We start from the raw sequence: 13,162 nt of genomic DNA, 5'->3' as shown, positions 1-13,162 counted from the left end.
GAGATGTATTCCCATGAGTTCCCTGACCGCGCCCTCTGCTGCGCTGGCCGCCGCCCCTGCGCCGGCCGCCCCTGCGCAGACGGCGTTCGGCCTGCAGGTGGTGGTTGGGCTGTTCGGCGTGTTGCTGGCGGTGTTGTGCGCCGGCCTCAACGAGGCGGTGACCAAGATTTCCCTCAACGACATCCGTGGCGCCATGGGCATCGGTGCCGACGAGGGCGCCTGGCTGTTGGCCGTGTACAGCGCGGCGTCGGTGTCGGCGATGGCCTTCGCACCCTGGCTCGCCACGACCTTTTCGCTGCGCCGCTTCACCCTGTCTGCCGTCGGCCTGTTCGCCGTGCTGGGCTTGCTGCAACCCTTCGCCCCCAACCTGCACAGCCTGATGCTGCTGCGCGTGCTGCAGGGTTTCGCCTCTGGCGCCTTGCCGCCGATGCTGATGAGCGTCGCACTGCGCTTTCTGCCACCGGGCATCAAGGTCTATGGCCTGGCCTGCTATGCCCTGACCGCCACCTTCGGGCCGAACCTCGGCACGCCGCTGGCGGGCCTCTGGACCGAGTACGTCGGCTGGCAGTGGGCGTTCTGGCAGATCATTTTGCCGTCGCTGCTGGCAATGTTATGCGTCGGTTGGGGCCTGCCCCAGGACCCGCTGCGCCTCGAACGCTTCAAGCAACTCGACTGGCGTGGTGTGCTGCTTGGCCTGCCCGCCATCAGCTGCACCGTGCTGGGCCTGTCGTTGGGCGACCGCTGGGGCTGGTTTGACTCGCCGCTGATCTGCTGGTTGCTGGGCGGTGGCCTGCTGTTGCTGGTGCTGTTCCTGTACAACGAATGGTCCGAGCCGTTGCCGTTCTTCCAGCTGCGCATGCTCTCGCGGCGCAACCTGAGCTTTGCCTTGCTGACCCTGGCCGGTGTGCTGATCGTGTTGTCGGGTGTGGGCAGCATTCCGTCGGCGTACCTGGCGCAGATCCAGGGCTACCGCCCGGCGCAGACCAGCCCGCTGATGATGCTGGTGGCCATGCCGCAACTCATCGCCCTGCCGCTCACGGCGGCGCTGTGCAACATCCGTGCGGTGGACTGCCGCTGGGTGCTGGCGACGGGGCTTGGCATGCTGGCGCTGTCGTGCGTGGGCAGCAGCCTGCTGACCTCCGAATGGATACGCGGCGATTTCTACCCCTTCTACCTGCTGCAGGTGTTTGGCCAGCCGATGGCGGTGTTGCCGTTGCTGATGCTTTCCACCAATGGCATGACCCCGCAGGAGGGCCCGTTCGCCTCGGCCTGGTTCAATACGGTCAAAGGGCTGTCGGCGGTGATTGCCGGTGGCCTGCTGGATGCCCTGGGCACCGTGCGCCGGCATTTTCATTCCAACCACCTGGTCGACAGCCTGGGCAACGCGCCGTTGATCGATGGCAGCGCCACCGGCCTTGCCCGACGCATTCATGAACAGGCCCAGGTACTGACCTCGGCCGACCAGTACCTGGTGATGGCCTGCATCGCCGTCGCTTTGATCTGCCTGATCCCCTTCGTGCCTACCCGGATCTTCCCGCCGCGTGCGGTGGCTTGAGCCCGTGAATGAATTCGAGAACTTGAAATGACCAACAACCGCAAGACAATCATCATCGGCTCGGTGCTCGCCGTGGCCGTGCTGGCCGCCATCGTCGGCCCCTGGATGTTTGGCAGTGACCACCGCCAGCGCACCAACGACGCCTACGTGATCGCCGACTACACCGTGGTCGCGCCCAAAGTCGCAGGCTTTATCAAAGAGGTGCTGGTCGAGGACAACCAGCAGGTCAAGGCCGGCCAGTTGCTGGCGACCATCGATGCCCGCGACTATCAGGCCGCGCTCGACGCTGCCCAGGCACAATTGCTGGTGGCCAAGGCGCAGAGCGCCGACGCCCGCGCCACGCTGGAGCGCCAGGCGGCACTGATCGCCCAGGCCGAGGCCGCGGTGAAAGCGGCTCAGGCCGAAACCGCCTTCGCCGATCATGAAGTCAACCGCTACAGCCGCCTGGCCGAGCAGGGCGCCGGCACCGTGCAGAACGCGCAGCAAGCGCGCAGCGGGGTCGACCAGGCCCGTGCGCGCCTGGCCAATACCCAGGCGGCCTTGCTGGCGACACGCAAACAGGTGGACATCCTCACCGCCCAGGTGGCCAGTGCCGATGGCCAGCTCAAGCGTGCCGAAGCCGGGCTGGAAAAGGCCCAGCTGGACCTGTCCTACACGCGCATCACCGCACCGGTGGACGGTATGGTCGGTGAGCGTGCCTTGCGCGTGGGCGCCTATGTCAACCCGGGTGCTCGCCTGTTGTCGGTGGTGCCGTTGCAGCAGGCCTATGTGGTCGGCAACTTCCAGGAAACCCAGCTGACCCACGTGCAGCCTGGCCAACCGGTGAGCATCACGGTCGACACCTTCTCTGGCGAGCAACTCAAGGGCCATGTCGAGAGTATTGCGCCGGCCACCGGGGTCACCTTTGCCGCCGTCAAACCCGACAATGCCACCGGTAACTTCACCAAGGTGGTGCAGCGCATTCCGGTGAAGATCGTCTTCGATGACGGCCAGGCGCTGCTTGCACGGCTGCGCGTGGGCATGTCGGTGGAAGCCACCATCGATACCCGTGGCGACAAGCTCGAAGGCAAAGAGGTGAGCGCGCGATGAAACCAGCATTACGCTTGAGCCCGTTGTTGCTGGCTGTGCTCATGGCCGGCTGCACCCTGGGGCCGGACTTCCAGCGCCCCGCCAGCCAGGCCCCGCAACAGTGGGCGGCGCTGCAAGGCGAGGCCGCAGCAAGCCAGCCGCAGGCTGAACCGCTGGAACTGCGCTGGTGGGAAACCTTTCACGATGCCCGCCTCAGCGCGCTGATCCAGCAGGTCACCGAACGCAACCTGGACCTGCAGATGGCCAGTGCACGCCTGCTGCAAAGCCGCGCCCTGCGCAGTACGGTGGCGGCGGACGAAGCGCCTTCGGTGGATGTGAACGCGGGCTACAGCCGTGCTCGCAACAGCGCCGAAGGGCTGAGCGACCCCTCTGGCCATGCCGGTAAGTCTGCCTTCAACCTGTGGCAGGGTGACCTGGTCGCGGGTTGGGAGCTGGACCTCTGGGGCCGCGTGCGACGCCAGGTCGAGGCTGCCGATGCGACGGTCGAAGTGGCCGAGAACGACCGCCGTGGCGTGCTGCTGGCCCTGCTGTCGGAAACCGCCGGCAACTATATTCAGCTGCGTGCGGTGCAGCACACGCTTGATGTCACCCGTGACAACCTGAAGGTGGCGCAGCACAGCTTGAAGCTGTCTGAAAACCGCCAGGCCGAAGGTGTCGCCACCCGCCTCGACGTAGCCCAGGCCAGTGCCCAGGTCGCCTCGATCGAAGCCCGCCTGCCCAGCCTGGAGGCTCGCCGCGACGACCTGATCAACGCCCTCAGCCTGCTCGCGGCCGAACCGCCACGCAGCCTGCAGGCGCAGCTGCTCGAAGGCGGTGAACTGCCCGCGCCGCAACAGCAGTTCGCCATCGGCTTGCCGTCCGAGTTGGCTGAGCGCCGCCCGGACATTCGCCAGGCCGAGGCGCGGTTGCACGCGGCAACCGCCAGCATCGGCGTGGCCAAGGCCGACTTCTACCCGAGCATTCGGCTGTCGGGCAGCATGGGGTTCCAGGCCATGCAGCTGTCTGACTTCGGCGGCTGGGACTCGCGCCGCTTCGCCTTCGGCCCACAACTGTCGTTGCCGATCTTCGAAGGGGGGCGGCTTAAAGGCACGCTGGAGTTGCGCGAGGCGCAGCAGCAGGAAGCGGCGCTCAACTACCGCAAGGTGGTGCTCGGCGCCTGGCACGAGATCGACGATGTGCTGCGCCTGTACAACGCCAGCCAGTTGCGCCGCGACCACCTGGCCGAGGCGGTGCGGCAGAACCGCATCGCCCTGGAGACTGCCCAGCGCCAGTATGTGGAAGGGGCGGTGGATTTTCTCAATGTGCTGACGGTACAGGGTGCGTTGCTGGCCAGCGAAGAGCAGTGGATCGACAGCTCGGCAGCGGTTTCCCAGGCCTTGGTGGGGTTGTACAAGGCGCTGGGCGGGGGCTGGCAGGCGTTTGATACTCAGCCGTCGAAAAAGGTGTGATGGTTGCGCTGGCTGTGCTGGCCAAACATCAAAGCGGACGCAGCAACCCGAACCGCTTGCGCAACACCCAGCCCAGCAGCCGCCGCGGCAACAGCCTGGCGATCAGCGGCAACGCCGTGCTGCCATTGCCCAACCTCACCACCGCAGGCACCGCCGTTTTGCGCGTAGCCGCCAGCACCCCTTGGGCAAACACGGCTGCCGGCGTCGGCCGGTCCTGCGACGCCCGGGCGCGTGCCTGGACGTACTCGCGCAGCGGCCACCACGGTGAATCCGCCGCCAGTACCTGCTCGGCCTGGCGCTGGGCATTGCTGGCGAACTGCGAGGCGATCGCCCCCGGTTGCACTTCCATCACCCGAATGCCAAACGGTGCCAGCTCCAGGCGCAGGGCATCGCTCAGGGCGTTGACGGCGGCCTTCGAGGCGCAATAGGCACCCGCGAATGGCGTGACCAGTACCCCGGAAACGCTGCCGATGTTCACCACCAGCCCGCGCGCGCGACGCAGCAGCGGGAACAGCGCGCGGGTCACACCGACCACGGCGAATACATTGGTTTCGAATTGCTGGCGCATCGCGTCTACGCCGCCATCGAGCAGCGGGCCCATGGCGCCGTAGCCGGCGTTGTTGATCAGGATGTCGAGGCTGGCGTGGCGCGTTTGCAGCTCATCGGCCAGTTGCGTCAGGGCATTGCTGTCATTGACGTCCAGTTGCCGGGCGGTGAAGCCGGCAGCGGACAACTGCTCGACGTCTTCAGGCTTGCGGGCGGTGGCCCAGACCTCGTGGCCGGCATCGCGGAAGGCGTTGGCCAGGGCGCGGCCGATGCCGCTGGAACAACCGGTGATCAGTACGGTGGGCATGGGGGGAGGGCCTTGGGTCTGGGAAATGGGTGTCGTGTGCACCGCGAAGAGGCCGGGGCAGGCAATGCGTCAATTGGCAAATGTACCTTGCAGACGCTCGGCACGAAACTCCAGCGTCTGTGCTCGGTAACCGGAACGCAGGGGCGGTACCGGCAGGCAATCGTTCCATTCGGCACCCGGTTGCAGCTCACCCGGCCCGCGGTAACGCGGCGCGCTGTAGGTGTTTTCGGCAAGGTTGACGGTATCGCCTGGCGCATACGCGCCCACGCGCCAACGCAGCTCGGTGAGCGGGGCCTTGTTGCCGTTTTTCATGTGCACGTGCAGCGCGCGGTCGGCGGGGCACTTGTCAGGGGCGTAGCTCAGGCGCAGGTCCAGGCGTGCCAGTTGCGTGGCTTCGCGGGTGTCTTGCCAGGCGACGAACAGGGCGACCAGGCCCAGGCCACAGACAGCGGCCAGGGATATCGGCAGGGCTTTGGCCGGGTAGCGCAGCAGCAGCACCAGCCAGGTGAGGATGAGGAAGGCACCGATGATCATGGGGCTTGCAGACCTTGGTTGCGCGGGTCTGACCATCGTAGCTTGAAATGGGGGAGGGCTCAAAAGCGGGAGGGCTTTGCCCTCCTTTCGCGACACAAGGCCGCTCCTACCGGATCGTGTGATCTATGCAGGTGCGGCCCCGGGGTTTCACTTACTGCGCGATGGTTTTCACCGAAACACCACGCTCGACCGGCGTCGAGGTGCGCCCGTAGACGTCCTCGAAACGCTCGATATCATCCTCGCCCAGGTAGCTGCCAGACTGCACTTCGATGATCTCCAGTGGGATCTTGCCTGGGTTGCGCAGGCGGTGGATCGAGGCGATCGGGATGTAGGTCGACTGGTTCTCGGTCAGCAGGAACACGTTCTCGTCGCACGTCACTTCGGCAGTGCCGGACACCACGATCCAGTGCTCGGCGCGGTGGTGGTGCATCTGCAGCGACAGGCTGGCGCCCGGCTTGACGGTGATGTGCTTGACCTGGAAGCGGCCGCCCATGTCCACCGAGTCGTACGAGCCCCATGGGCGGTACACTTCCAGGTGGTTCTGAGTCTCGCTGCGGCCCTGCTCGTCCAGGGTCTTGACCATCTGCTTGACGCCTTGGACCTTGTCCTTGTGGGCAATCATCATGGCGTCCTTGGTCTCGACCACGACGATGTTCTCGAGGCCGATCACCGACACCAGCTTGCCATTGCCATGGATCATGCAGTTGCGGCTGTCCTGCACCACCACATCGCCTTTGGTGACGTTGCCGTTGTCGTCCTTGTCGTGCACTTCCCACAGCGACGACCAGCAGCCCACGTCGCTCCAGCCGGCCGACATCGGCACCACGCAGGCACGCTGGGTCTTCTCCATCACCGCATAGTCGATGGAGTTGTCCGGGCAGCAGGCGAAGGTGGCTTCGTCGATGCTCAACACATCGTCTTCTTCCTGGCTGCGTTCCAGGGCCAGCACACAGGTGTCGTAGATGTCGGCGTCGTGCTTTTTCAGCTCTTCGAGGAAACGGCTGGCGCGGAACAGGAACATGCCGCTGTTCCAGAAGTAGCCCCCGGCCTTGACGAACTCGGCGGCGCGTTTTTCATCGGGTTTCTCGACGAACTGCGCAACCCGCGCCACGCCTTCTGGCAGCAGTGCGTCCTGGCTGGAGCGGATGTAGCCATAGCCGGTCTCAGGCTTGGTCGCCGGCACGCCGAACAGCACCATCTCGCCACGCTCGGCGGCCACGGTGGCCAGGGCCAGGGCGCGCTGCAGGGCTTTCTGATCGTCGATCACGTGGTCGGCAGGCAGCACCAGCATCAAGTCGTCGCGGCCTTCGCTGACCAGCTTCATCGCGGTCATCGCCACGGCGGGCGCCGTGTTGCGGCCGAACGGCTCCATCAGGATGGCCTGGGTTTCAAGTTTCAGGGCGCCGAGCTGCTCCTGGACGATGAACTTGTGGTCCTTGTTGCAGACCACGATCGGCGCATCCATGCCTTCGAACACCAGGCGCTGAATGGTTTGCTGGAACAGCGTGTGTTCACCGGTCAGGGCCAGGAACTGCTTGGGGAACTGCTTGCGCGACAGAGGCCACAGACGCGAACCGCTACCACCAGAAAGAATTACCGGGATCATGATGTTTCTCCAATAAGGTCGTTAACGAGGCAGGGGATCAGTTGGTGGACACTGGGCGGGTGACCCAGACCGGCGACAGGCTGCTGCCCGAGCCGGTGACGTACAGCACGGCAGCTTCGCCGCGCTCCAGGGCGACGGGTTTGACGTCGCTGACTTTCTTGTCACCTGCATACAGGGCGAGGTTGACCTTGACCGGGTTGATCTCACGCTCGCCACGGCCTTTGGCTGCTACCGGGGTGACCACTTCGGTCTTGCCATCGGCGGTCTTCAGGGTCAGCGACTGATCGCTGAGGTTCTGTACGCGTACCAGGGCTTTCTGCTTGTTCTTGAACGGTGGCTCTTCGATCAGTTGCGGGTTGCCGCTGCCGCTGTTGACCAGGGTGTAGTACTTGTCCGAGGCCAGCTTGACCGGGACGCTCTTGCCGCCGACCTGGGCGGTGTAGTCGCCACCCGGCAGGAAGCTGAAGTCGCTGCTGGCCTGGGCGCCGACTTGTTTGATCTGGGTGTTGCCGACCGAGGCGGCGGCCGGGGCGCTGGCAGCGTTGTACAGGCGCACGAAGGTCGAGCCTTTCGGTGCGGTCGGGCCATACAGCGCGGCATCGGCGCCGGCGAAGGCCTGCATCGAAGCAAGGGAAAGGCCGGCCGCGAGGGTGAGGGCTTTGGCAATGGAAGTTTTGGTAGTCATGTGCGTGTTCCTCTCTATCGATCAGTGGTTCGTCCGGGTGGACGACAGGGCCAGGTTTTCTTCGGATTTGCGGGTGTTTTTCAGCTGCGCGATCCACTGCGGATCAAAGCTGCTGAGGTCGTTTTTCATGGGCAGATAACGTTCGGGGAATTCCCACACCACCACTTGTGGCGCGGCATTTTTGAAAGCATCGCTTTGCAGGTACTTGAGCATCGGCAGCAGCGGGCCATGGCCGTCTTCGGCGTAGTTGGCGACGTCGCTGTGCAGGGCTTGCTGCAGGGCACCGAGGAAGTTCCAGTGCGGGTTGGCGCTGTAGCTGGTGCCTACCAGTGCGACCGGAATCTGGCTGTCGGCGAACAGCGCATCGCCTGCCTCGCCTTCGGTTTCGGCTGGGCGTGTTGTGCGTTGCTGCAGGTTGTCCGGCGCCGGCAACAGGTTGCTGAACAGCGGGTCGAGTGGCAGGAAGTTGGTCAGGTCGCCCTTGTACGGCGCGGTATTGCCGGCTTCGGTGATGAAGGCCTGGGGGTCGCCATTGAGCAGGCTCTGGCGGCTGACCGCTTCGGCCAGCGCCTGTGCGGCGACTTCGGCGCCCATCGGCGTCCAGTGGGTGTCGGTGCGCAGGAATACCTGGCCACGGGTCTTGGCCTGCTCCATGGGCGCCATCAGGTCCGGGGCAAACACGTTGGCCTGGCGGGCCTGGGCATGGAACTGGTTGTACAGGTCGTCATGCAGGCTGGCTGGCAGTTCCTTGCCCACGTACTCCGAGTAGACCCGCGCCTTGGCCGGCACGATCGCCAGCACCAGCTGGCTGCCATGCTGCTGCAGGGTGTCGCGCACGCCACGGATCAGCGCCAGGTTTTCCTGCATCAGTTGCTCGGCACCGGCGGTGGGTTTGAACTCTTCATCGCTGAACAGCCATTGGTCACGGCCCAGCACCACGCCTGGGCGCCCTTCGTTGAACAGCTTGAAGTCCAGTGCCGCCCAGAGGTTGGTGCCCAGGCGCTTGATCGGGAACTGCTCGTCGTAGTGGGTCTCGGCGGCCTTGGCCAGCTTGCCGTTGAGCAAGGTCATCTGCGCGGTGCGCTGGAAGCTGTCCAGGCCGCCAGTGGACCAGGCGCCCATGCCGACCAGCAGGCCCAGGAACGACAGCGAATAGGTAATGCGTAATGTCCGGGTCATGGTCATCAACCTCAGAACTGGAAGTAAAGGAACGGCGAGTAGCTCTGCGCCGAAAGCTTGAGGATCGAGGCCACGAACAGCAGCAGGATCAGGGCGCGGGTCATCACCCGGGTCCAGTCCAGGCCAATCGAGCCGTCGGCGTTGATCTGCACCGGGGTCGCCTGCGGCGTCGGCTTGGCATTGCGGTAGAAGTCGCGCAGGCCGAAGTACGCCAAGGTGAGGTAGGCGATGATCAGGGTGGCCACTTGCAACCCGGTGAGCTGGGCGCGGTTGAGCTCCGACAGCTGCCATTCACCAAAGCTGAACATGGCGCCGTACATGCGGCCGGCCACGTGCAGGTTCTCGGCCCGGAAGATCACCCAGCCAACCACCACCAGCAGGAAGGTGAACGCCCACTTGACCGGGTTGAAGCGCTGCGGGTTGGTGTCGAGGCCCAGCGCCCGCTCGATGGCCAGCCACATGCCGTGCCAGGCGCCCCAGATGATGTAGGTGAAGTTGGCGCCGTGCCACAGCCCGCCCAGCAGCATGGTCAGGAACAGGTTGCGGTAGGTGTTGAAGGTGCCTTTGCGGTTGCCGCCCAGGGTGATGTACAGGTAGTCGCGCAGCCAGGTCGACAGGCTGATGTGCCAGCGGCGCCAGAACTCGGTGATCGACTGGCTGATATACGGCTGCTTGAAGTTCTCCATGAAGCGGAAGCCCATCATCAGGCCCAGGCCGATGGCCATGTCGCTGTAGCCAGAGAAGTCGAAGTACAGCTGCGCGGTATAGGCCAGGGCGCCCAGCCAGGCGTCGCCGGTGGTCGGGTTCTGCAGGGCGAAGCAATGGTCGGCGACCACTGCCAGGGTGTCGGCGATGAACACTTTCTTGATGAAGCCCTGCATGAAGCGGGTGCAGCCTTCGGAGAACTTGTCCAGGGTGTGGGTGCGGTTGTTGAACTGGTCGACCAGGTCCTTGAAGCGCAGCACGGGGCCGGCGATCAGGTGCGGAAAGATCGCCACGAACGCTGCGAAGTCGATCAGGTTACGGGTGGCCGGGGTGTCGCCGCGGTACACGTCGATGATGTAGCTGATCGACTCGAAGATGTAGAACGAGATACCGATCGGCAGCAGCACGTGGGTGAGGATGAAGGGCTCCAGGCCAAACGAGCTGACGATCGCGTTGAGGCTGTCGACGCCGAAGTTGGCGTACTTGAAATAGCCGAGGATCGCCAGGTCGACGCCCACGCCCAGCAGCAGCCAGCGCTGCGCCGGCTTGGTGCGTACGCCTGCTGCGCCGACTTTAAGGCCGATCCAGTAGTTCCACAGGGTCACGCCGGCGAACAGGGCGAGGAAGTCCACGCGCCACCAGGCATAGAAGATGTAGCTGGCGACCAGCAACAGCAGGTTGCGATAGCGTTGCCCGCTCAAGTAGTACAGGCCGAGGAAGATCGGCAAGAACAGGAACAGGAACACGTTGGACGAGAAGACCATCCCGGTTCTCCTAATTTGTTCACAGCATCCAGGGCAAAGCGCCCCCCAAACCCCCCACGCAAATGTGGCGGGTTACCTAGATCCCTGTGGGAGCTGGCTTGCCTGCGATGCAAGGCGAAGCCTTGTCCTGCTATGGTCGGGGGCCGCTTCGCGGCCCATCGCAGGCAAGCCAGCTGCTACAGGGGGTTTTGCGTTATTTCTTGCTTTGTGCGCTCGGGTCATAGACCCGGGTCAGGTTGCCGCCCAGCCTGAAGCTGTCGAATGGCTGCATGCCGTGCTTGCGCTCAAGCGTGTCGCCCACGCACTGGTACAGCGCGCACCAGGGCTCGAGCCAGGCGTACTTGCTGTCGACCTTGAGGTCTTTCATGTCCTGTTTTTCACCTGCGCGCTCTGCGAAATGGCGCGGGTCGCGGGCGCCGGCCAGCACGCCTTCGCCCAGGCGCTGCAGGGCGAAGTTGTTCTCGCTGCGCAGGTCCACACCGTTGGCCTTGGCGAAGCTTGCGATCATCGCCAGCGGTGGCAGGGCGTAGTTGTGGTAGGCCAGGGCGCGCTGCTTGCGCTTGACTTCATTGGGCAAGAAGCCCTGGTCGTCGATCTGGTTGGCGCCGACCTTGTATTCCTTCACGGCCCAGTCGAACAGGTCGCGGCGGTCGGTGGCCACGGCGGTGGCCATCACCGACCAGGCGGCCCAGTAGCTGTGGTTGTTGATCTTCTCCAGCGGCAGGTCGCTCCAGTCACGCACGGTCTGTTCGGCCAGGCGGGCGAACCAGCGCTCGATCTGCTCGGCTTCGGTCTGGTGCGCGGCCAGGGGCTGCGAATTGGAGAACTTCAGGCGCAGCCATGAGCCGCTCATGCTGCCCAGCGCCCATTTGCGCATCGACTTGCCGGTGTGGTTGTAGTCGGTGGACAGCAGCGCATCGGCGCGTGCCCAGGCCCCCAGCCAGGTCAGGGTGCAGTCGAGCTGCGCCGGGCGGCCATCACGCATGTACTGGTTGACCATCTTGGCGACGCCGCGCTCAAGCGTGGTGATGTCTTTGGTGGAATCGCGGAAGGCCTGTTCCGAGTCCAGGTTCAGGGTCGCCCGTGCCTTGTCCGAGCCTTCGTACTTGCTGCGAAACTGCAGCGCGCCGGTGTAAGGCTTGGGCGCCGCTTCGCAGCGGAACTTGCCGTCGCTGGTCTTGAGCTTTTCGATCCCCTCGTAGTAGCCCTGAGGGGGCACCAGCGCAGCATGCGCGGCGCCGCCGACCAGGGCCAGGGCGAGCAGGGCGGGGCTGAAGATGTGCTTGAACGTGGTCATGGTCGCCTCACTGGCCAGCTTGCGCGGTGTGCGCAGGCACGGCGAAGTTGTTGCGTTTGCAGAGTTTGGCCTCGACTTTCTGGGTGCCGTTTTCCGGCCCCTGGACCTCGAAGGCCAGCAGGTTCTGGTTGGCCCAGTCCTCGTCCTCGCGCATCTGGAAGACGAAGCGGCCGTCGGTGTCGGAGGTTTCCGGCTTCTCCAGCTTGATGTCCTCGTGGCGGCCATTGAGGTACCAGAGGGTCGCCTGCAGCACCTTGACCGAAGGGTCTTCGAACTTGACGTCCATCTGCAGGTTGCGGTTGATCAGGTCTTTGATCACGCCGCCCTTGCCGTTGACCATCAGCTCGTTCTTGCCAGGCTTGAGTGTGCTGCTGGCGCTCATCAGGGCCGGGCGCGCGTCGCAACCGTCGTCGAGCAGGCCGAGGATCTGCCGCCAGATGGTTTCCTGGTCCAGGCGATACAGCGGCGAGAATTCCCAGATGAGGATCTTCGGTGGGTTGTTCTGGAATTCCTCGCTGCCCAGGTACTGGATCATCGAACCTTCCAGGCCACCGCCAGGGAAGGCGACGTTGAGCACGTCGGCGCCGATGTACTGCTCGAGGAAGCCCGAGAAGTTGTAGTTCTTGCCGCTGTGGCTGGTACCGACCAGGGTGATCTGCGCATTGCCGCCGTCGCCGAACAGGTCGTCGCCGCCGCTGGCGCCTTTCGGCTCGGTGGCGAACTGGTCCATGTACTGCACGGCGTAGCTGGTGCCGCAGAGCTGGCCGGCGACGTTGTGCAGGGTGCCGGTCTTGCCCATGCGCCCAGACTTGCGGGTTTCGAATTCCTTGCGCGGGATGCCTTCGAAGGCCGGCATGTGGTGCACGGTATCGGCCACGATCTTGGCGGCGCGCTCGGCGCCATACGGCGTCCAGTGCTGGTCGCCGCGGAAGTAGAAGTCCTTGCCCTGGTCGGCGGCGGCCAGTTGCTCGTTGGTCAGCGGCGACAGGTCGGGGACGTTGTAGCCCATGCCGGCGAAGCGCTTGAGCATGGCCTGGTAGTTGCCCAGGGCCTTCTGGTAGTCGAAGGCGGCCTTTTCTTCGGGCTTGAGCATGTTGCGGTTCACCAGGCCACGGGTCGGCTGGTAGACCACGACCAGTTCCACGCCACGTTTCTTGAACGCGTCGTGCACCTGCTGCAGGCGTTTGTAGCCGGCGGGCGTGGTGGTGAACTCGGTGCGCAGGTCTTCGCGGGTACGGAACAGCCAGTCGCCCTGGGCCTGCACCAGCGTGGTGAAGTTCTGCTGGTAGCGGGTGGTGTAGCGGCTGGCGTCATGCGCCTCGGGGCACAGCTGGCAGCAGGGTTCGGCGCTGAACGTCGGGGCTTTCACCTCGTCGGCGCGCACGCCCTGGCTGATCGCCAGGAGGGCGGCGGACAGGCCCAGCAGTTTTATCAGGTGTGGAGTCAT

At 64.8% G+C, this 13,162-nt stretch carries 11 protein-coding genes; 3 read left to right on the top strand and 8 right to left on the bottom strand.

All coding sequences use genetic code 11. The features are described 5' to 3' along the window. The first annotated feature begins 13 nt into the window (after positions 1 to 13). From NP534_RS13895 to NP534_RS13885, 3 genes are read left to right on the top strand one after another with little or no spacing between them, the layout of a single operon-like run. The gene (locus NP534_RS13895; RefSeq protein ID WP_274099085.1) at positions 14 to 1,555 is read left to right on the top strand and encodes an MFS transporter; all 1,542 of its coding nucleotides are present in this window, start codon (positions 14 to 16) and stop codon (positions 1,553 to 1,555) included. Between the two features lie 27 nt (positions 1,556 to 1,582). After that, positions 1,583 to 2,644: an HlyD family secretion protein gene (locus NP534_RS13890; protein ID WP_274099084.1), complete on the top strand. Its 1,062-nt coding sequence runs from the start codon at positions 1,583 to 1,585 to the stop codon at positions 2,642 to 2,644. Then, positions 2,641 to 4,092, top strand: a complete 1,452-nt coding sequence (locus tag NP534_RS13885; RefSeq protein WP_274099083.1) for an efflux transporter outer membrane subunit — start codon at positions 2,641 to 2,643, stop codon at positions 4,090 to 4,092. Before NP534_RS13890 ends, NP534_RS13885 begins: the two co-directional genes overlap by 4 nt. 28 nt (positions 4,093 to 4,120) lie before the next feature. Here NP534_RS13885 and NP534_RS13880 read toward each other — a convergent pair whose 3' ends face one another. From NP534_RS13880 to NP534_RS13845, 8 genes are all read right to left on the bottom strand, one after another. Beyond that, positions 4,121 to 4,945 (bottom strand): SDR family oxidoreductase, encoded by an 825-nt coding sequence (locus tag NP534_RS13880; protein ID WP_274099082.1) that lies wholly within the window; start codon positions 4,943 to 4,945, stop codon positions 4,121 to 4,123. 69 nt (positions 4,946 to 5,014) lie between these two features. After that, positions 5,015 to 5,479 carry a multidrug transporter gene (locus NP534_RS13875; protein WP_274099081.1) on the bottom strand — a complete coding sequence of 155 codons (465 nt, stop codon included), beginning with the start codon at positions 5,477 to 5,479 and terminating at the stop codon, positions 5,015 to 5,017. Positions 5,480 to 5,630: 151 nt separating this feature from the next. Further along, the gene (locus NP534_RS13870) at positions 5,631 to 7,085 is read right to left on the bottom strand and encodes a mannose-1-phosphate guanylyltransferase/mannose-6-phosphate isomerase (RefSeq protein WP_033702884.1); all 1,455 of its coding nucleotides are present in this window, start codon (positions 7,083 to 7,085) and stop codon (positions 5,631 to 5,633) included. A 37-nt stretch (positions 7,086 to 7,122) separates the two neighbouring features. After that, positions 7,123 to 7,770, bottom strand: a complete 648-nt coding sequence (locus NP534_RS13865; RefSeq protein ID WP_027595301.1) for an alginate O-acetyltransferase AlgF — start codon at positions 7,768 to 7,770, stop codon at positions 7,123 to 7,125. Positions 7,771 to 7,791: 21 nt separating this feature from the next. Then, positions 7,792 to 8,949, bottom strand: coding sequence for an alginate O-acetyltransferase (locus NP534_RS13860; protein ID WP_274099080.1), 1,158 nt, complete (start codon positions 8,947 to 8,949; stop codon positions 7,792 to 7,794). Positions 8,950 to 8,960: 11 nt separating this feature from the next. Next, entirely contained in the window at positions 8,961 to 10,418 is a 1,458-nt protein-coding gene (locus NP534_RS13855; RefSeq protein ID WP_274099079.1) for an MBOAT family O-acyltransferase, read from the bottom strand. Positions 10,419 to 10,611: 193 nt separating this feature from the next. Then, positions 10,612 to 11,715, bottom strand: a complete 1,104-nt coding sequence (locus NP534_RS13850) for a mannuronate-specific alginate lyase (protein ID WP_274099078.1) — start codon at positions 11,713 to 11,715, stop codon at positions 10,612 to 10,614. A 7-nt stretch (positions 11,716 to 11,722) separates the two neighbouring features. Continuing rightward, positions 11,723 to 13,162 carry an alginate O-acetyltransferase gene (locus NP534_RS13845; RefSeq protein ID WP_274099077.1) on the bottom strand — a complete coding sequence of 480 codons (1,440 nt, stop codon included), beginning with the start codon at positions 13,160 to 13,162 and terminating at the stop codon, positions 11,723 to 11,725.

Origin of the sequence: Pseudomonas sp. 39004 (assembly GCF_028682155.1) — a bacterium.
Taxonomy (GTDB): domain Bacteria; phylum Pseudomonadota; class Gammaproteobacteria; order Pseudomonadales; family Pseudomonadaceae; genus Aquipseudomonas; species Aquipseudomonas capeferrum.
Note: the sequence above shows the minus strand (reverse complement) of the source record. Positions and strands in the feature narration are given on the sequence as shown.

Bases quoted from the DNA above. Each gene is read 5' to 3' on its own strand.
- NP534_RS13895 (WP_274099085.1), top strand. From the start codon at position 14: ATGAGTTCCCTGACCGCGCCCTCTGCTGCGCTGGCCGCCGCCCCTGCG.
- NP534_RS13885 (WP_274099083.1), top strand. From the start codon at position 2,641: ATGAAACCAGCATTACGCTTGAGCCCGTTGTTGCTGGCTGTGCTCATG.
- NP534_RS13855 (WP_274099079.1), bottom strand. From the start codon at position 10,418: ATGGTCTTCTCGTCCAACGTGTTCCTGTTCCTGTTCTTGCCGATCTTC.
- NP534_RS13880 (WP_274099082.1), bottom strand. From the start codon at position 4,945: ATGCCCACCGTACTGATCACCGGTTGTTCCAGCGGCATCGGCCGCGCC.
- NP534_RS13870 (WP_033702884.1), bottom strand. From the start codon at position 7,085: ATGATCCCGGTAATTCTTTCTGGTGGTAGCGGTTCGCGTCTGTGGCCT.
- NP534_RS13875 (WP_274099081.1), bottom strand. From the start codon at position 5,479: ATGATCATCGGTGCCTTCCTCATCCTCACCTGGCTGGTGCTGCTGCTG.
- NP534_RS13865 (WP_027595301.1), bottom strand. From the start codon at position 7,770: ATGACTACCAAAACTTCCATTGCCAAAGCCCTCACCCTCGCGGCCGGC.
- NP534_RS13890 (WP_274099084.1), top strand. From the start codon at position 1,583: ATGACCAACAACCGCAAGACAATCATCATCGGCTCGGTGCTCGCCGTG.
- NP534_RS13845 (WP_274099077.1), bottom strand. From the start codon at position 13,162: ATGACTCCACACCTGATAAAACTGCTGGGCCTGTCCGCCGCCCTCCTG.
- NP534_RS13860 (WP_274099080.1), bottom strand. From the start codon at position 8,949: ATGACCCGGACATTACGCATTACCTATTCGCTGTCGTTCCTGGGCCTG.
- NP534_RS13850 (WP_274099078.1), bottom strand. From the start codon at position 11,715: ATGACCACGTTCAAGCACATCTTCAGCCCCGCCCTGCTCGCCCTGGCC.